Source organism: Thauera humireducens, from assembly GCF_001051995.2.
Taxonomy (GTDB): Bacteria; Pseudomonadota; Gammaproteobacteria; order Burkholderiales; family Rhodocyclaceae; genus Thauera; species Thauera humireducens.
Genome location: NZ_CP014646.1, coordinates 729,652 through 746,900 on the forward strand (window position 1 = coordinate 729,652; position 17,249 = coordinate 746,900).

The 17,249-nt window shown below is 70.9% G+C and carries 16 protein-coding genes; all 16 read right to left on the bottom strand.

What is annotated here, in order from left to right:
• Nucleotides 1-12 precede the first annotated feature (12 nt).
• The 16 genes from AC731_RS03440 to AC731_RS03515 all read right to left on the bottom strand — a co-directional run bounded on the left by AC731_RS03440 (nt 13) and on the right by AC731_RS03515 (nt 17,111).
• Nucleotides 13-2,193: a hypothetical protein gene (locus AC731_RS03440; protein WP_048709257.1), complete on the bottom strand. Its 2,181-nt coding sequence runs from the start codon at nt 2,191-2,193 to the stop codon at nt 13-15.
• Nucleotides 2,190-5,000, bottom strand: coding sequence for a baseplate J/gp47 family protein (locus AC731_RS03445; RefSeq protein ID WP_237266597.1), 2,811 nt, complete (start codon nt 4,998-5,000; stop codon nt 2,190-2,192). The genes AC731_RS03440 and AC731_RS03445 overlap by 4 nt, the downstream gene beginning before the upstream one ends.
• Entirely contained in the window at nt 4,997-7,567 is a 2,571-nt protein-coding gene (locus tag AC731_RS03450; protein WP_048709260.1) for a putative baseplate assembly protein, read from the bottom strand. The genes AC731_RS03445 and AC731_RS03450 overlap by 4 nt, the downstream gene beginning before the upstream one ends.
• A complete protein-coding gene (locus tag AC731_RS03455; protein WP_004252131.1) occupies nt 7,564-7,932 on the bottom strand; it encodes a GPW/gp25 family protein in 369 nt (122 codons plus the stop codon). Before AC731_RS03455 ends, AC731_RS03450 begins: the two co-directional genes overlap by 4 nt.
• A 2-nt stretch (nt 7,933-7,934) precedes the next feature.
• Nucleotides 7,935-8,255 (bottom strand): hypothetical protein, encoded by a 321-nt coding sequence (locus AC731_RS03460; RefSeq protein ID WP_048709262.1) that lies wholly within the window; start codon nt 8,253-8,255, stop codon nt 7,935-7,937.
• A gap of 86 nt (nt 8,256-8,341) precedes the next feature.
• Nucleotides 8,342-8,851 (bottom strand): phage baseplate assembly protein V, encoded by a 510-nt coding sequence (locus tag AC731_RS03465; protein WP_048709263.1) that lies wholly within the window; start codon nt 8,849-8,851, stop codon nt 8,342-8,344.
• Nucleotides 8,848-9,987, bottom strand: coding sequence for a hypothetical protein (locus AC731_RS03470; RefSeq protein WP_048709265.1), 1,140 nt, complete (start codon nt 9,985-9,987; stop codon nt 8,848-8,850). The genes AC731_RS03465 and AC731_RS03470 overlap by 4 nt, the downstream gene beginning before the upstream one ends.
• Entirely contained in the window at nt 9,980-10,342 is a 363-nt protein-coding gene (locus tag AC731_RS03475) for a hypothetical protein (RefSeq protein ID WP_048709266.1), read from the bottom strand. The genes AC731_RS03470 and AC731_RS03475 overlap by 8 nt, the downstream gene beginning before the upstream one ends.
• Nucleotides 10,339-10,992: a hypothetical protein gene (locus tag AC731_RS03480; protein WP_048709268.1), complete on the bottom strand. Its 654-nt coding sequence runs from the start codon at nt 10,990-10,992 to the stop codon at nt 10,339-10,341. Before AC731_RS03480 ends, AC731_RS03475 begins: the two co-directional genes overlap by 4 nt.
• Entirely contained in the window at nt 10,989-11,690 is a 702-nt protein-coding gene (locus AC731_RS19995) for a YkgJ family cysteine cluster protein (RefSeq protein ID WP_048709269.1), read from the bottom strand. Before AC731_RS19995 ends, AC731_RS03480 begins: the two co-directional genes overlap by 4 nt.
• Entirely contained in the window at nt 11,687-12,103 is a 417-nt protein-coding gene (locus AC731_RS20000) for a hypothetical protein (RefSeq protein WP_169800050.1), read from the bottom strand. Before AC731_RS20000 ends, AC731_RS19995 begins: the two co-directional genes overlap by 4 nt.
• 11 nt (nt 12,104-12,114) lie before the next feature.
• Nucleotides 12,115-13,290, bottom strand: a complete 1,176-nt coding sequence (locus AC731_RS03495) for an eCIS core domain-containing protein (RefSeq protein WP_048709273.1) — start codon at nt 13,288-13,290, stop codon at nt 12,115-12,117.
• Nucleotides 13,287-13,538, bottom strand: coding sequence for a hypothetical protein (locus AC731_RS03500; RefSeq protein ID WP_156480634.1), 252 nt, complete (start codon nt 13,536-13,538; stop codon nt 13,287-13,289). Before AC731_RS03500 ends, AC731_RS03495 begins: the two co-directional genes overlap by 4 nt.
• Nucleotides 13,539-13,546: 8 nt before the next feature.
• A complete protein-coding gene (locus AC731_RS03505) occupies nt 13,547-15,484 on the bottom strand; it encodes an ATP-binding protein (RefSeq protein WP_048709277.1) in 1,938 nt (645 codons plus the stop codon).
• Nucleotides 15,481-16,791, bottom strand: coding sequence for a Pvc16 family protein (locus tag AC731_RS03510; RefSeq protein WP_048709279.1), 1,311 nt, complete (start codon nt 16,789-16,791; stop codon nt 15,481-15,483). The genes AC731_RS03505 and AC731_RS03510 overlap by 4 nt, the downstream gene beginning before the upstream one ends.
• Complete coding sequence (locus tag AC731_RS03515; RefSeq protein WP_156480635.1) at nt 16,788-17,111, bottom strand: hypothetical protein; 324 nt, start codon at nt 17,109-17,111, stop codon at nt 16,788-16,790. The genes AC731_RS03510 and AC731_RS03515 overlap by 4 nt, the downstream gene beginning before the upstream one ends.
• Between the last annotated feature and the right edge of the window lie 138 nt (nt 17,112-17,249).

Here is a 17,249-nt window from a genome sequence, read left to right on the forward strand (position 1 = left end):
GATCGGACTCCGTCAGGATTCGTGGAACAGGCCGGCGCACAGCCCGACCCGCAGGTATTCAGCCAGCCGGATGCGCAGGTTGGTCTCGCGCTGCGCGGCGTACAGGTGGTGCAGCGCCCCCATCTCGCCCTCGTCGTCGGCGCCGCGGCGGATCTCGGCGGGGGTACGGGCGGCAAGCTGGGCGTAGGCCGGCGTGCCATAGCGACGCGACACGAACTGTGGCGAGATGCGCTGGTCCGCCGCCGAGGCCGGCTGGCAGCGGTAGCGTTGCGGCACGATGGCGTCCAGCGGCAGCCAGCTGAAGCGGATGCAGCCGGCCTGCTTGCGGGCGGCCCGCACCGGTGCGGGCCAGGTGTCTCCGCTGCCGAGTGCCGCGAACAGGATGCTGTTGGCGATGAGGCCGACCTCGGCGGTGTGCAGCTTGCCGATCACGCTGCAGGCAGCGAGCGAGAGTTCGGCGCCGGGGGAGGCGTCGTCCAGCCCGGCGAAGGCGACGCGCGCGCCACCGGTGGCGTCGATCACGCTGTCGCTGGCGGCAAAGCGGGCGCGCGGATGGGCACGGATGCCGCCGACGATGCAGCGGACGAGGGTGGTTTCGAGCCCGGCGAGTTCCAGGCGCAGGCTGGCGGTGTCGGGCTGCAGGGGCGCGGCATCCGGTGTCAGGGCGATGCCCGGAACCAGCGTGCAGTGCAGCAGCGTGAGCCGTGCGAGCGCATTGCCGCCCGCGTCCGGCACCACCAGCGGCGCGCCGGCGATGAGCAGGCCGTTGAGGGTGCAGGCGGCGTTGTCGCCGCCGCGGATCGACAGCCCGTCCACTACCAGCACCGGGCGGAAGCCGTTGGCGGCGCGGATCTCGACGCTGCCGTCGGCCACCACGTCGATCGCCAGCGTTTCGGCGTAGCGGCGGTTGTCGGCGATCTCGACGACCCCGTTGCCGTCGATCTCGGCCAGCGCGGCGGCCAGCGTGGCGTGTTCCGCCGGCACGCGGGCGACGGGAACGCCGCCCGGCGGTATCGGCAGGCTGTCGCCGCGCTCGTACTCGCCGCCACCGAGTTCGGCGCTGAAGCCTTCGCGCCAGTCGAGGCGGACGTCGGCGGGGTCGGGAGCATCGCCGGGCAGGGCGATGCGGCCGAGTTGCGGATCGATCGAATACACGCCGTCGGGCGGTGGCGTGTGGGCCCAGCCAGCGCCATCGTCGCTCAGGTTGCAGATGCGGATGCGGTCGCGCTCGATGGCGGTCCCGTCCACCCACAGCTGCAGCGCCGGTGCCCGGTTGTCGACCGCTTCTCCGGCGCCGGGGCGGCTGCCGTAGTGGCGACCGAGTTCGGCCGCCAGGCGACGGCGCGACAGGGGCCACGGCACGTTGTCCGGGCCGGCGAGGTGGCTGATGTCATCCTCGGCCAGGGGGCGGTTGTAGAGCGGCAGGTCGTGGTTCAGGGGGCTGGCACGGTAGCAGCGCACGCCCGCATGGGCCGCGGGGCTGGCGCTGTGCGGGAAGGCCTGGATGCGCCACAGGTGCAGGCCGACATTGGGGATGTTGTAGCGCCCGCCGCCGTACTCGATGCGGCGCACCTCGACCGTGCGCATGCTGGTGTCGAAGGGCGTGCCGAGCCATGCCAGCGCGCGTCCGCGGCGCAGGTCTGGCGACTGCAGCGCGTGCGGGCGCGGGTGGTTCATGTACTGGGTGGCGGCAAGGCGCTGGAAGTACTCGACCGCGCGCGCGTCCCAGCCGGTGACGTCGCGCGCAAGCTGCTCGAGGACCAGTGCCGTGCCCTTGCGCCGGCGCAATGCGATCGTGTGCGCCACCTCGGCGCGCGGGCTGGCCACTTTCGGTGCCACGCTGTGCAGGCTCTCGTAGCCGATCAGGTCGCCGATGTAGGGCACGACCCAGTCGGCGCAGGTCTCGATGAACAGGTCGTCGTAGAGCTGGGCGAGGTTCTCGTCCATCGCGCCGATCTGCTCCGCGAACAGGGCGATCAGCGATTCGAGCGGTCCGCGCGCGGCCTTTTCGTTCAGGGCGGCGAGGCGTTGCTGCTCGTCCGCGCTGGGCGCGGCGAGTGTCGCCAGCGCATCGCGTTCCGTGCGTTCGGCCAAGGTCAGCAGGCTGTCGCCCATCTGCTGCGCCAGCTCGGCGTCGCGGATGCGATGGATCGCGGGGAGCAGTTCGAACAGGCTGCGGGCGTCGAAGCTCATGGCAGCACCTCCACCTCGAGGCCGTTCGTCGCCAGCGTCAGCAGTTCTGCGGGGGCCGGCACCGCCGTCAGCGAGGGCTGGGGCAGCGCGGCGAACAGGCGCGGGTGTTGGGCGGGCGGCTGGCCGCTGCGGTAGAGCCGCGCCACATGGGCCGCTTCGACGCCGCGCACGCCCTGCACCGCGGCCGCGATCTCGTCGAGCGATACGGTCTGCCCGAAGGCGCGCGCGGCGAAGGCGAAGCGCGCCAGAAGGGCGACGCGCACTGCGGCCACAACCGTCGCAGGTTCGAAGCCGCCGAGGGCGCGCACCCGCACGCGGCACCGGAAGCGCGCGTCGATGAAGTTCTCGAGGCGAAGCGGGACGAGCGGGTCGCCCCAGGTGCGCAGCGCGTCGAACAGGTGACGGTAGGTGTCGCTGGTGGCCTCGACTCGCGCGCCGCCGATGCCGGCAATCGTCACGAAGACGCCGCGCGCCGGACCTGCAGGAATCCACAGCGCATGCGCCTTGTCGATGCCGGCGAAGGCGCGGGCGAAGTTGGCGTAGTCGGTGATCGACACCGCGCGATCGAGCGTCAGTACCGTCAGCGGTGCGCTGTCGCGCGCGTGTTCGATCGTCTCCGGGTCTTCGCCACCGCTGGCCGCTTCCGGGTTGCTGGCTTCGCCGACGCCCAGCGGGCGGCTCAGCAGGGTGGTGAGCGTGCCCGCGCCGACGTTGCCGCCAGCGCCGATGCCCTTGCGGTAGCGCACGCGCACATTGGCCGTGCCGGTCGGCAGGCGCGCGCCCTCGATGCCGTCGCCGAACTGGATGTGCGTGTGCCCTTCGTCGTCTTCCCAGGTCTCGAAGGCGCGGGCGCCCGCCGGCGCGGCGTAGAGACTGGCACGTTCGGTCCACAGGACATCGTCGACCCGCAGGGCCAGCGTCGACCGCCGTCCGCTCGGCGTGCTGGCGCTGACGTAGGTCAGCGGGGCCTGCGCCAGGCGGAAGCGCTGGTTGGGGCGGCCCGCGTCGCCGTCGCCGAGGATGGCTTCGACGGTTTCGCCGTGCGTGGCGGGGGCGACGTTGGCGTTGACGCGCAGCGAGGCGCGCGCGAAGACGTGCTTCAGCGGTGCCGCCAGCGTCAGCGTGGTGTCGTCGCGGCCGTGCGTGACCGCGGTGGCAGTGTTCGCGATCCACGCGATTTCGGCCACGCGTGGGTCGTCCTTGCGTGCGGGCGCAAGCGCCAGTTCGCTGGCGTTGGCTTCCAGCGTCCCCGCGCGACCGTCGCGGTCGAGCAGGCACAGACGCAGGCGTGTGCCGGCACGTTCCAGTTGGGCGAGGAAGGCTTCGCCATCGAGTGCGACGGCGTTGCCACCGATGAGGCGTGCCGCGGGTGCCAGCATGAACAGCTCGTCGCCACCGGCCAGCGGCACGGTGGCGCCGTCGTCGGTCGCCAGCACCAGGCTGGTAGCGCCGGCGGCGATGGCGATGCGCTGACGCGTGCCCGATACCGCGATGGCCTGGCCCTGCTGCAATCCCTCGGCGCGCACGCCCAGAGGGAGCAGCTCGTCCTGCACCGGATGGCGCAGTGGACGGGCGTGGGTCGCGAGGCGCTCGCTCTGTGCCAGCACCAGCGTACGGCGCAGCGGGAAGCGGCTGGCGGTCAGATTCTCGGTGGTGTCCGGGGTGATGCGGGTCACCTTGCCCGAGATACCGAAGGCGTTGCGGCTGCGATGCGCGACCGCGCGGGCGCGGTAGAGCTCGGTGTAGCCCGGCAGGTCGGCGCTGCCGCGTCCCACCTCGTTCGAAACCAGCGCGATCCAGCTGCCGCCGACGATCTTCGGGTTGTCGGTGTCGAGGTCGAGGGCGGCCGGGTCGAGCGCGAAATTCTTCCAGTTCCAGTGCGCGCTGCTGGTGTCGATCAGCTGCGCGATGTTGGAGTCGGCATTGCCGAACAGGTTGGCGTCGGGCGCGTTGTGGCCGAAGAGCGCGGTGCGCAGGCGCAGTGCATGGACTTCCGCGCCGAGGCTGGCCGGGGCCATCGCCGGAAAGGCGCTGCCGAGCGGATGCGTCCACTGCAGGCGGGTGCGGCCGCCGGCAATGTCGGGCTTGACCGCCGACAGGACGCGCACGTCCCAGCGCTCGCTGCCCGGGTCGCGCTGGCGCTCCAGGCCGACGATGAGGATCGCGTCGCCCGGCGACAGCCCGCTGGCGACGCCTTCGAGCCACAACTCGGTATCGCCGCGCCGCGGTTGCCATGCTTCGGTGGTGCGCGCGGGCATTGCGTTCCAAGCTGCGCGGGCGCTGATCTCGGCGATGGTCTCGAAGGTCTGCGCAGTCTCGCCCTGGCCGGGCACGCTCTGTACCCGGGTGCCGGCCGGAATCGTCGTGGTCGTTGTGGGTGTGGGGGCCGCACCCGGCGTGTCCTGCAACGTGAAGGCGAGATGCGTGCCGGCGGCGACGCCGGGCGCGAGGCGGTAGCCGATGAGCCGCGCCAGTTCGCCCACCGACAGGCGCTCGGTGGCGGTGCGCAGGTAGTGCTCCTGGGCGATGCGCTCGGTGTAGAACGACAGCACGTCGAGCGAGCTCGCCAGCGCATCGGCCAGCGCGAGCGTGAAGTCGCTCGACTCGCGCGTGCCGAGGCCGGCCAGCGCCGGGTAGTCGGCGCTCGACAGCCGGGCCTGGATCGAGGCGAGGAAGTCGCCGTGGCGCCCGGCGCGGTAACTGATGCTCGGCTGGCCCGGCAGGTTCGCGATGCGTTGCGGCGTGTCGGTGCCCGTGCCGCTGCAGCAGTCACAGCCGGGCAGACGGGAGCGGTCGGTGCTCATCATTTGCCTCCGTGCAGGTCGAGCCGCAGCACGCCGTGCTCCGGGAAGTTGGGGTCGTTGGCCAGCCGTGCGATCTCGAGCCGGCCCAGCGCCATGAAGCCATCTGCGAGCGGCCGCGGGTCGGCCTGGCCCTGACGCTGGAAGCGCGTGACCTGCACCGAATCCACGCCCGCCACGCTGCGTGCGGCGGCCTGGATCGGGCCGAGGAAGACGGTCTGCCCGAAGCTGAAGTTGTCCGGATGGAAGAGGCCACGGCGGCCATCGGGCAGGCTGCGGCTACCGAGCGCCTGCAGCAGGCCGCGCCGCACGTCGCTGCGGAAGTGGGCGCGATTCACGCAGACGAGCAGGTCGAGTTCGAGCGACACGGGGATCGGCTCGTCGATGCGCAGGTCGTGGCCCGCCATGCGGAAGCGCTCGAGGTGGGCGCGCACGTCGGCGGCGAAGCCGCCATCGACCGCGCGGCCAGCGCGGCGATCGACGGCAATGAGCACCGTATGCCAGCTGCCGGTCCAGCGCAGCGTGGCCGTGGCGCGCTGCACATCGTCGAGGCGTTCGGTGACTTCCGCATAGTCGGCCGGGGTGACGGCACGCTGCTGGGTGCGGAAGGCCTGCGGCGCGGCGCGGCGCAGCGCAGCGGCGGTCTCCGGTGCGAGGCCGCCGCGTGCGGGCAGCGGGTTGGTGACCGACTGGATGCGTCCCTCACTGGTCACTGCGTGGGCGATGCTGTCGGCGCCGACGTTGCCCTGCGGGCCGTTGCCGATGCGATAGCGCGCCGTGAAGGTTGTGCCGCTGTCGGGCCGGCGGCCGTGGACGTCGTCGCCGAAACGCAGGCGGGCGCTGCCATCGTCCTCGGTCTCGAGTACGAAGTGGGTGTCGGACGCACGGCTGGCCAGCAGATCGCGCCTTGCCGTCCACGGCCGACCGCTGTCGTCGGCGAGCTCGATCGCGGGCAATGCATCGGCCGCCCGCCAACGCACGGCCGCTGCAGCGGGTGCATCGAGGTCGAACGTGACCCGCTCGTGGCGGCTGCCGCCGTCGTGCGGCACGACGCGCAGCACCGTGCCCTGGTGCGTGACCGGCCCCTCCGCAAGCTGCGGGCGGTAGCGCGGTGGCAGGGGTTCGGGTTCGGTGCGCTGGCAGGCATCGCCCCGGCGCGGCGGATAGTGCAGCCTTGGCGCCGGCACGCGGCCGAGGTGCTCGCCGACGACGCTGCGGCCGTGGTCGACCAGCAGGTTGTTGCCGAGCGCGATGCTGACCCCGTCGATCTGCCGGCTGCCGTGGGCGGCGTCGGTTTCGCTGGAAAGGCAGAGCGAGAAGGGTAGCGCGTCGTCGGCGTGCCAGCGGATCTCGGTGATCTCGCTGCCGTCGAGCGGATCGGTGAGCCGGTCGCTACCCGCGAACGCCAGCACCGCCGTCACGCGCACGGCGTGGCGGCGGGCGGGGTCGGCGTCCTCGGCCAGACCGGTCAGCGGACCGCAGATTTCCTGGAAGATCAGCACCTCACCCGCAGCAAGCTCGGGATGGTGGCCGCGCAGGGTTGCCCCTGTGGCGCCAGCCGGCAGGCAGCAGCGGGCATCGCCCCAGGTGTAAAGCTCGAAGCGGTTGTGTGTCTCGCGCAGGGTCGGTGCGTGGATCGGCTCGAACACCAGCGGTCCGGCTTGCAGCGCGTTGCGTTCCTCGGGCGAATCCGCGTCGATGCGAGGCGGTATGCCCGGCACCCGGGTGTAGAAGCGGATGCCGGCTGGCAGTGCGAACGGGCCGCCTGCCACGTCCAGATGCAGCCAGCTTCTGGCGTTGCAGCCTTCGTGCAGTGGATAGTCGACCAGCAGCGCGTGGCGGCGCAGGCTGGTGCGGCGGCGCGCGGTGCCCAGGTAGGCTTCGGTGGCGATGGCGTCGAGCTGGTAGTGCTGCAGGTCGCCGACGTAGGCGATGAGTTCGGCGAGCGTGGTGGCCAGGTCGGCCGGACTGCGGTCGCGCCAGCCGGGGACCGTGCGGCTCAGGCGGTCGATGAGCAGCCGCCGCAGGCTGGCGTAGTCGCGTGCCAGGTAGTTGAGGTCCGGCGCGGGCGGCGCGCCCTGCGGGCAATCGTGCTGCGGCGCGCAGTCGAAGTCGCTCGGGCATTCGACCTTGAAGCGGAAGTCGATGCTCGACAGGCGCGGGTCGAAACCCGGCAGGGGGTGCTCGCTGGCAACACCGAGGACCAGTGCGAGCCGGTAGAGGCTGTGGTCGCCCTCGCTGTCGGTACGCACCAGCAGCACGTGCTCGGCTGCGTCGAGCGCGGTGAAGAAGGCCTGCTCGGCGGCGTTGGCGGCAGGCGGCGGGGCGTCCGCCGCGGCGACCCATTCGATGCCGACCTCGCGGATGCGTTCGCCGCCGTCGATGCGCAGGTTGTCGCGCGTGAGGCCGGCCGGCACCGGTTTCAGCAGCCGGATCATCAGCGTGCGCTGGCGCGGGCTGCCGGCCGGTGCGTCGAGGTCGAGCACTTCGAGGTGATCGATGCCGTTCAGCGTGGGGTGCAGGGCGACCGCCGTGCGGCGATTGTCCTCGCAGCAGGTGTAGATCGCGCTCATGCCTCGCCTCCGCGCTGGAAGGTCGCCGACTGGCGGCTTTCGTCACGGCGCACCACGTACTGCACCGTTACCGCGAGCCGCGCATCGACCGCGTCGACCGTGACCGCCTCGACGGTGATGAGATCGCCAAGCCACTGCTGCAGGGCGCCGTGCACCAGGAACTGCGTGGTGGCCGCCAGTTCCGGGCTGTTGGGGGCGAACACGAGTTCCCGCAGCCCGCAGCCGAAGTCCGGGCGCATCACGCGTTCCCCCGGTGCGGTGAACAGCACTTGCTCGATCAGGCCGCGTATCCAGGCATCGGCGCCATCGGTGCGCGTGGTGCCGCGGCCGTCGAACTGGTAGGGAAAATGCAGGCGGGTGTCCATGATCAGCTCCCGATCACGCGTGTCTGCGCCGAAATCGGCAGCAGCGGCGTGCCGTTGGGGGCGCACAGGGCCTGGCTGTCCATCAGGACCAGCGGCTGGCCGCCGGAGCTGACGCGTAGCGCCGCGACCACCCACTGCGCGCTGATGCAGGGCGAGGGGCCGCCGGAGACGTTGAACGGGCAGCCGGCCACCACGTAGGGCGCGCTCATCGTCACCGTCGGCATGCCCCCGACCAGCACCCGTGGGTTGGGCTGGGTCGGGCTGGCGGTGCCGCCGTGGGCGCACAGCACGCTGGCGCCGGCGTGGAGGAGAGGGCCGGGCATGTCAGGTCTCCCGCCGGGCCGCCCCAAGGGAGGCCTGCGCCCCCATGGGGGGCCGCGAACAGCGTAAGCGTGGGGGCTGTCTCATCTCAGGTCACCATCAATGCGCCGTTGTTGATCGTCACGCTGGGCCCCAGCAGCGTGATCGAGGCGCCCTTGCCGTTCTGGATGTAGATGCCGGTGTCGTTGACGATCAGCGTCGCCCCGGTGGCGCTCTTGAGCATGATCCCGCCAGTGGGGCCGGGGAGGTCGGAGATGGTCAGGCCGTTCTGCAGCGGCGTCTGGAAGGTGATCGCCGGCAGGCCCGGCGGCGTCGCCAGCGCCAGCGCAGGGACCTCGGCGGCGCTGCCCCAGAAGCAGCCGACCCAGATCGGAAATTCCGGGTTGCCCTGCTCGAACTCGATCCATACGCCGGAACCGATCACCGGCAGGGCGACCATGCCGTTCTGCAGCCCGGCGATCGGCACACAGGGCATGGCCCACGACGCCGGCGCCAGCCCGGCGACATCCGGCACCTGGACCTGCAGCCGGCCCTGCTGCATCGGGTCGATGTTGTTGAGCACCATGCCCCGGTACTTGCCGTAATAGCGTTCGCTCATGTCGGCACCCTCGGCGTGATGGAGATCAGCCCGTTGCGCGTCAGCTCGAAGTTCTGACGGAACTGGCCGCGGCGGATCGTGCTGGTGACGCTGCTCACGTAGTACAGCCCGTCGTAGGCGATGCCCGCGCCACGCACCCCCACCAGCCGGCGCGCCTTCAGCATGCGGCCATAGCGCAGCACGTCGAGTGCGCCGCGTCCGCTCACCGCGTCCTGCGAGTTCTTGGCCTCCGCCAGACCGGCCGAGATGGCCTGCATCGGGTTCATCTTGGCCGTCTGCTTCATCATCTTCAGGCGTGCCAGGGGTGCCGGCAGCAGGCCGAGGGGGGGCTGCAGCGGATTCAGGTTCGGGATCGGGATGGGGATCGGCGCCCGCGTGGCGGCGTTCTGGATGAAGACGACCGGGAGCACGCCCTTGGTCGGATCGAAGCTGAAGTTCAGCGACTCGACGTTGGTGTGGGCGTTCATGTCGACGTTGAGCGCGGGCTGGGGCGGACCGACCTTGATCTCCGGGCCGAAGTAGGCCACGTTGGTCATCGGCACCTCGCCCGGCTCGATGTAGAACACGTGGCCGATCTCGTCGGCGAGTTCGCGCAGGTAGGCGAGGTCGGTGCCCTGCTGCGCGGGGATGCGTTCGATCGGGATCGGCACGTCGGGGAACAGGGCCGGGATCGGCAGCGGGATGATGCCGAACGCGGCGTACTTGGCACAGATCAGCGCCACCCGTGCCTCGATCGGCATCGCCGGGTAGGGCAGGCCGCTGAAGTCGATCAGGTCCATGACCTTGGTGAGATCCTCGCCGGTCACGGTGATGCTGCCCGGCTGGCCGTCCTGGCCGGACTGGACCTCGACATGGGTGACGACGCCGTCGAACAGCGGCTGCGGCCGACCGTTCAGCGTCACGATCAGCACCACCCGCAGCGGGGGCGTGCCCAGGCTGGTGTTCTGACCCACGGCGACGAGGAAGATTGTGTTCAGCGCGGACTTGCTGTGGACGCGAAAGCGCAGCTGGAAGCCGCTCACCGAGCCGGCGGCATGCGTGACCGTCGCTTCGTCGAACGCGTCGATCAGCGCCGCAGGGACCGGCACGGGAACGATCGGGCCCATCAGCAGGCTCAGGTGCAGGGCGCTAGACATCCGTGCCTCCCGGTATGCCTGCGGGCAGGGTGATGCGGATGCGGCGGCCGAGCGTGGTGGTGAGCTCGTCCGGGCGCATCGCGCCGTTGCCGTCGCACAGGCGCCAGTACTGCTCGGCGTCGCCGAGGTAGCGTGCGGCGAGGTTGTCCACCCGGTCGCCGACGGCCACGGTGTGATGTTGCAGCGTGGCGAAATGTTCGGGTGGCGGGATGAAGCGGCGGCGCACATAGGTGACGGGCTCGCCGTCCGGCCCCGTCCAGTGCGCGGTGTCGAGGCCGTGGTAGCGGCTGTCGGGGGCGAACGCGGGCGAGGTCAGCGCGTTGGCCTGCATGAAGGCTTTCAGCGGATCGCTCATGGCAGTCCTCCTATCCCGAGGGCATCGAAGCCGAAGGTGGCGGCCTTGCCCGCCAGTCGCTCGCGCGACTGCAGGTAGGCCATGAACAGCCCGCCGCCCTTGTGATCGAAGCCGAGATCGTCCACCGACAGGCTGCGCAGGCCGAGGGTCACGGTGGCATTGATCGGGTTGAGCAAGGGGTCGAAGGCTTCCTCGACGATGGAGAAATCGGTGACGCGCACCGGCACGATGCGGTTGGCGCCCCACACGAACAGCACCAGCGCCGACTCCATCGGCGCGATCTCGAGCGTGCCGGCGGCGGCCAGCGCGCGCGAGGCAAGCAGATCGCCGGCGGCCGGATTGACGAGCCCTTCGAGCACCGCCAGTTGCGGCGCGATGCCAGCCTCGACGGTGGTGACATGACGATCGGGAAACTCGAGCTGGTCGGCCGCGTCGATCTCGGCCTCGATGCGGAAGGTCTCGACCGCCGGACCACGCAGGCGTAGCGCCTCGGCGCGGTCGACCGGCTCGCCCATGCCTTGCATCTGCAGGCTGCGGGTGAGCTTTTCCGGGTTGTATTGCAGCGCGATCACGCGCCGGACCTGGGCCGACTTCGGATCGACCAGCACCAGCCCGGCCTTGACCACGCGTGGGGATGTGGACAGGGTCATGGTGCGGCGTCCTCGTTGTTGCCGGCGCCGTCCGCTTCGGTCGGGGGCCGCGGAATGAAGTGCATGCGTACCGTTTCGGCGCGGGGGCGGGTGGCCGTGTCCAGATGGGCGGCGATCCAGTCCGTGTTCAATACCCGGCCTTCGAAGTCGCGCCAGATGCGTTCGTCGTGCGCGCAGCTGTAGCGCCGGCAGACGCCGGGGCGATGGGCATAGACGCCGCAGGCCCGGGTGTCGGCATCGTGGTGGACACAGTGGCCGTCCTCGCGCTTGCGGATGAAGTAGGGCTGGCCGAGGTCCCAGCGCACCTGACCGGCCTCGATCTCCGGCACGCTCAGTGCGAAGTTCAGGCGGCAGCACACGGCCTGACAGATCGGCAGGCGGCTTTCGCAGTCGACGCTGACCTCGGGCGCCGGTGCAGCGTCGTCCGCGTCGACACGGATGCGCGTGCCGGGGCCGAGCTGCTCGCCACGCGCGTGCAGTTCGTCGTTCGCGCGCTGTATCGCCGCGGCGAGTTCGTCAGCATCGATGAGCCCGCGTGCGAGCAGGGTGTCGGCCAGGCCATGCACGATGGCCTGCAGCTCGGCCAGGCGCGCGGCGTTCTCGCCCAGCGCGGTGTGGGTGAAGAGACTGCCGCGCTCGAGCTGGGTGCCCAGCTCGGCAAGCGCCGTGGGGAGCGAGAGGGGCGTGGGTGCGTTCATGGCGAAGCGCTGCGGTTGTCCATGTCGAGCCACGCCCGCCAGGCTGCGAGGCTGCGCTCGCGTGCGTCCTCGTCCGCGTCCCAGTCGTAGCTGCCCCGACCGGTCCATAAGGCGCGGAAGCGGTCTTCGCCATCGGGGGTGGAAAAGCCGCGTCCCGGCACGAAACCCATCTCCACCATCAGGATGCCCTCGAAAGTGCGCTGGGCGTGCAGGCGGGTTTCTTCGTTGGATGAGGCCATCAGGTTCAGCAGCCCGGGCAGGGCGGGGCGGCCGATGGTGACGAGCTCGTTTGCGGCGGGTGTGCGGTCGACGTGCAGTTCGTCGGCGGCGGCGTCGATGCGCTTCAACAACTCGGCAACGCGCACCGCTGCTGGGCGAGGGCCTGTGCTGTCGTGGTGGGTGCTCGCGTTCATCAGCGCGCCCTCTACTTGGTGGGGGCGGTCGATGCGCCCGGATTCTTGTAGAACTCGTTGAAGGCCGACACGGCGCGGACGAAGGTGCGGGACGGCCCGCGATAGGCCTTCGCATGTTCGTTGGTGACGTTGCCCTTGGCGGGATCGCTGATCGTGAAGCCCCACTGCAGTGTCGCGAAGATGTAGCCGGTATCGGCCCCCTTGGCAGCCGTCTCGAACGTGAAGCGGCGTTTGCCCGAGGAGCCGGGGTAGTCCCACAAGGAGGCTTCCTTGACGGTCTTGCCTTGCTTGCTGCCGTCCTGGCTACTGGCTGCGTTCGGCCAGTAATCGCGGTAGTAGGGCGAGACGGCCGGATCCGCCTTCGATGTCCTCGGGTTCGCCAGTGCAGCGGAGTGGTCGACGAAGAAGCCAGACCGGAATCCACTGCCTTTCGTGGCCTTCGTCATCATCTTGTTGCGGTCCGCCTCGTCGCCGGTCCATTGATATTCCTTGCCGGTTTCCAGGTTCTGGTCGCGAACCACCTGGAGCAGGCGGATGTTCTTCGAGTCCGGCGCCTTGTCGCTGGCGGTGAACTTGATCGTGCCGCTCATGCCGTTCTTGGCGCCGGGGTGGGATTCGGTCTTGAGGTTGACGTCGAAGTGGCCGTCCCTGACCGAGTGCTTGCCCTTGAGGTCGCGCTGGATGTGGGGTGCCACGGCGCGCTGGATGCGCGCGGGGGACGGCCCCAGCACACGGTCGCGCAGCGCCAGCGAAGGCGAGGGCGGGTGGCCGAGGTGTGCTGCCAGCGCATGCGCCTCGCGCTCGGCGGCGTCGTCGGGACGGCTGACGCCCAGGGCATCGCTTGGGCGGACCTCGCCGGCGCCCTGCTGCACCGTGTGGATCGCCTCGTGTGCCAGCAGTTGCTGGCGTTCGTCCGATGGCAGCGCCGGGACCTCCCGCCCCAGATGCACGTCACGGCCCAGCGTGTAGGCGCGCGCGCCGAGCGCCTCGGCGGCAGCGGCCGAGGCGGGACCGGCATGGATGCGGACGTGGCCGAAGTCGTGGCCGAAGCGCGCCTGCATGCGATGCTGCAGTGCGTGCGGCATCGATTCGGCCGACTCGCTGGCGGCGCGCTCGAGCAGGGGGGCGGGCGAGGGGGCGGCGGCCGTGTTGTCCTGCATGGCTTGGGCGGGGGCGTGGTGCTTCATGATTTCACTCCGCGCAGAATCGGGCCGGCAAGCGCGCGGCCGAGTGTTTCGGGCGGGGCGCCGCGGGCGACCCGCAGCGATGGCGCCTTGATGCGGTTGCGGCCGACGATCCCGCGCAGTGCGGCAAGGGCGTCGGCTTCGCCGTTCGTGCCGAGCTGGCGCTGCAGTTCCGCTTGCAGTGCACTAACCAGTGCCTGGGCGTCCTGCGGGTCGATGCCGTGCAGGACCAGGCGGTCGATGTGGAGCACGAGCCGGCTCATAGCCACCCCCGCGTTTCGGCTTCGGATACCGGCTTGTCGCGCTTGGCGGCTTCGGCATGGGCCGCATGCAGCAGGTGCGTCATGCCCACGGCGGTGCCGGCCTCGGCGGCGAGAAAAGCGGCGGCGAGGGCGATGTTGCGGATCGATCCGCCAGGCACCGCGAGACGGGCGAGTTTCGCGTAGTCCAGCGCGTCGAGCGGTGTGGCCGGTGGAAACACGCTGCGCCACAGGGCTTCGCGCTGGCGCTCATCGGGGAAGGGAAAATGCACGACGAAACGCAGCCGGCGGGCGAAGGCGTTGTCGAGCGCCGTCTTGTGGTTGGTCGTCAGGATGGCGAGGCCGCGATAGGCCTCCATGCGTTGCAGCAGGTAGCTGACCTCGATGTTGGCGTAGCGATCGTGGCTGTCCTTGACCTCGCTGCGCTTGCCGAACAGCGCATCGGCCTCGTCGAACAGCAGGATGGCGCCCGACTCCTCGGCGGCATCGAAAACCTGGCGCAGGTTCTTCTCCGTCTCGCCGATGTATTTGCTGACCACCGCCGACAGGTCGATGCGGAACAGCGCGAGTTGCAGGCTGTTGGCCAGCACCTCGGCCGCCATTGTCTTGCCGGTGCCCGAATCGGCCCAGAACAGCGTGGCGATGCCCAGCCCGCGCGCGCCGCGGCCGGCAAAGCCCCAGTCGTGATGGACCGTGAGCCGATGGCGCACGTGCGTCTCGATCTGCCGCAGCGCCAGATGCTGGGCGTCCGGCAGGATGAGGTCGTTCCAGCTCGCGCACGGCTCGATGGCCTGCGCGAGCGAGCCCATGGCGCTCGCCTGGCTGCGGCATGCGCCGCGCAGCCGGGTGGCCAGCACATCGTCGGGCATCGCCGCGGACCGTTCGGCAAGCGCCGCGATGCGGCGTGCGCTCAGCCGGTAGTGGCTGGCCAGTGCATCGAAGGCAGCGGTCGGGGTGAGGGTGGGACGGTACGCGGCGAGCGCCAGCCGCCATAGCCGGCATTGGGCCGGTGCGTCCGGGAGGTTGACGGCGAAGGCTTCGGCGTCAGAGAACACGGGTGCGCGTCCAGCAATGCAGATCAGGCGACCGAACCCCTTGTTGCGGCCAACGAAGCGCTCGACCGTCGCCGCAGGGTCGCCCTCCGCGTGCGTGAGCAACAGGGCACTGCCGAGCAGCATGGCGTCGCGCTGCCACAGGCGGGCGAGCGCGTCCTGCTCCGTGGCGCTCGCCGGCAGGTCTGCCGCGCGCAGGCGGAACAGGCTCAGGCCGTGGCGCTCGGCGAGCGCCACGGCGACTTCCTGCTGGCCGTCGGGGTCGTCGCCATGGAAGACGATTGGGCCGGGCAGCCGACCGCGCTCGTCCTGCACGGCGAGCAGGCGTTCGACCAGAAGGGCGTGCTCAGGGCACATCAGCGCTGGCGGGGGCACTGGTTCGAGCAGCGGGGCTAGGCGGGCGTCGAGGGCGTCGAGGCCGGCGAGGAAGTGCAGCACGTTCTCCGTAATGCGCAGCCGGCCGCCCGTCAGTCCGGCGCCTTCGTCGACCGAGACCAGTTGCCATGTCCGTAGCGGACCCTGGGGCGCCAGCGCGCTCCAGTGCGGCTCCGGCAGTGCCGCCAATGCCAGGCCGAAGCTGGGCCAGGGGGCGGTCTGCCCTTGGGCCTCGGCGCAGCGTGCGGCGAGCCGGCTGTCCATCTCGCACCCGGCGCACAGCAGGACGACGTCGCGCTCGAAGGGGCTGAGGCCGAAGCGCTGCGCCAGCACGTCGATGGCCGGCGGCGCGGGCTGCCGGGCGCGAAGGGCGTCGGCTTCGACCTGCAGGCGATCGAGCTCGTCGGCGCGGGCTGGCTCGTCGCCCAGCAAGGCATGCAGGCGGGCGAACTCGAGTACCAACAGTCGCTGGTTGGCGGTGCTCCAGTCGAGGTCGAGCGACGCGTTCATGTGATCGTCAGCCGAAGGTCGAGGAAGCGAGGTGGCACGACACTGTGGTCGATGATCGGGCTGTCGATGCCATCGACGCGAAGCCGGACGAGATGCGCGCCGGTCTCGGCGTTGTCGATCACGAAGTCGAGGGTGGCGGTCGGCGCGGTGTAGGTCTGAGGGGCGAGTTCGCGCTGGCCGACGATGAGCGTGGCGCGCTGCCCGGCGCGCAGCTCGGGCGTGAAGGTGATGGTGACGAGGGCATCGCCCGCCGGGTTGCGTGCCACGGTTTGCGGCAGGTTGGTGATGTCCGGGGCGAGGGTGAAGCCGAGGCGATTGCTGTCACGCGGGCGCGGCTCGCCCGCGCGCACGAGCCGCGCGCGCGCTTCATAGACACCGACCGGGAAATCGGCCGCGCGCGATGCGGGGATGCTGAACACCATGCGCCCGGATTCACTGGCGCCACTTGCCGGCAAGGTCTCCGCCACGGCGAAGCGTTCGCTGGCGAGCAGCACTTCGCGTGCGCTGCCATCCAGGTGGTGGCCCTGCAGGGTGACGGCTTCGCCCAGTCGTGCCGCGGGCTGGCCGGCGGCCGGCAGCACCGCCTCGAGTGCGGGCAGTGGCGGGACGAGATCCGGGGTCACCACCACGCCGCGTTCGCGCCCGGAAACCGGGTCGCGCTCGCCGCGTGTCAGCACCGGCAGGGGCGCGCGCGTAGACCGGGTCGCTTCGATCAGCACCACCGAGACCTGGTAGGCGGCGCTGGGCCGAAAACTCGACTGTGTCGCCGACCACAGGCGCGACACCTCCTCGGTGTCGATCGTCAGCGGCGTGATGCGCAAGATCTCGAGCTGGTCGGCCAGGCCGCAGTCGGACAGTGCCCGTAGCGCCGGCGGCAGCAGTACGCCGACGTCGGGCGAGGGGGTCAGCGCGGCACGGATCATCTCGCGCGTGAGGACCGGGAACTCGTGCAGCAACTGCATCGCATAGCCCAGCAGGATCTCCGCGTGGAGGTCGCCGCCACTGTAGGCGGAGAGCAGGTAGTTCAGGTCGAGCGCCAGCGGCGGGTTGCCGACCCGATGGCGTCCGTCCGGATCGTGGGCCGGGAGGCCAGCGTTGCGCCAGGCAGCGTTGGGTGCGACGCGATACAGGAACAGGTTGAGCTGGCTCGACTCGGCACCGTCGGCCGGCACGACGCGATCCGGTGCGCGTACGCTGACCGTGACCGCGTTGCCGATCAGTCCCGCCACGTTGTGGTTGACCAGCCCGTCGTTGAGCCGGTCGCGCAGCACGGCGGTGACCCCGGCGATGGCGAGCGCGGTGCTCATGCGCCACCCCGGTTGCGGCGATCGAGGTAGTCCTGGAGCGACATCGGTGCCGTGGCGGCGCGCTCGCGGGCCCTGGGGGTGGCCGCTTCCTGCACCGCCGTCACCTCGATGCGGCCGATGTGGATGTGGATCTCGTCAGTAGCTGCCGGGCCAGCCTCACTGGGTTGCGGGCGAGCATCGAATGCAGACGACGCGCCCGGCACGCGCATTCCGCCGCCACGCGCCGTTTTCAGTGGCGCAGGCGCGATGCGCGACCACGTCCCGGCGCCAGGCGCGACGCCTGAAGCCGGCAGCGACGCCGGGTCCGAGACCTCCGGCAAGGGTGCGGCAGGCCGGGCAGTCGTTTGCCCGCTCGACTCGCGGCCTGGTGACCGAGCACCGGGTGACTGCGCTGGAGCGTCTGCAGGCTCTGTCAAACGTCCGGGCTCACGCGCGATGGGGCCCGGCAAGGGGGCGGG

Excerpts from the sequence above, each read along its gene's own strand:
- AC731_RS03470 (WP_048709265.1), bottom strand. The coding sequence starts at position 9,987 with ATGTCTAGCGCCCTGCACCTGAGCCTGCTGATGGGCCCGATCGTTCCC.
- AC731_RS03445 (WP_237266597.1), bottom strand. The coding sequence starts at position 5,000 with ATGATGAGCACCGACCGCTCCCGTCTGCCCGGCTGTGACTGCTGCAGC.
- AC731_RS03495 (WP_048709273.1), bottom strand. The coding sequence starts at position 13,290 with ATGAAGCACCACGCCCCCGCCCAAGCCATGCAGGACAACACGGCCGCC.
- AC731_RS03480 (WP_048709268.1), bottom strand. The coding sequence starts at position 10,992 with ATGACCCTGTCCACATCCCCACGCGTGGTCAAGGCCGGGCTGGTGCTG.
- AC731_RS03450 (WP_048709260.1), bottom strand. The coding sequence starts at position 7,567 with ATGAGCGCGATCTACACCTGCTGCGAGGACAATCGCCGCACGGCGGTC.
- AC731_RS03465 (WP_048709263.1), bottom strand. The coding sequence starts at position 8,851 with ATGAGCGAACGCTATTACGGCAAGTACCGGGGCATGGTGCTCAACAAC.
- AC731_RS20000 (WP_169800050.1), bottom strand. The coding sequence starts at position 12,103 with ATGAACGCGAGCACCCACCACGACAGCACAGGCCCTCGCCCAGCAGCG.
- AC731_RS03505 (WP_048709277.1), bottom strand. The coding sequence starts at position 15,484 with ATGAACGCGTCGCTCGACCTCGACTGGAGCACCGCCAACCAGCGACTG.
- AC731_RS03440 (WP_048709257.1), bottom strand. The coding sequence starts at position 2,193 with ATGAGCTTCGACGCCCGCAGCCTGTTCGAACTGCTCCCCGCGATCCAT.
- AC731_RS03455 (WP_004252131.1), bottom strand. The coding sequence starts at position 7,932 with ATGGACACCCGCCTGCATTTTCCCTACCAGTTCGACGGCCGCGGCACC.
- AC731_RS03460 (WP_048709262.1), bottom strand. The coding sequence starts at position 8,255 with ATGCCCGGCCCTCTCCTCCACGCCGGCGCCAGCGTGCTGTGCGCCCAC.
- AC731_RS03475 (WP_048709266.1), bottom strand. The coding sequence starts at position 10,342 with ATGAGCGATCCGCTGAAAGCCTTCATGCAGGCCAACGCGCTGACCTCG.
- AC731_RS03510 (WP_048709279.1), bottom strand. The coding sequence starts at position 16,791 with ATGAGCACCGCGCTCGCCATCGCCGGGGTCACCGCCGTGCTGCGCGAC.
- AC731_RS19995 (WP_048709269.1), bottom strand. The coding sequence starts at position 11,690 with ATGAACGCACCCACGCCCCTCTCGCTCCCCACGGCGCTTGCCGAGCTG.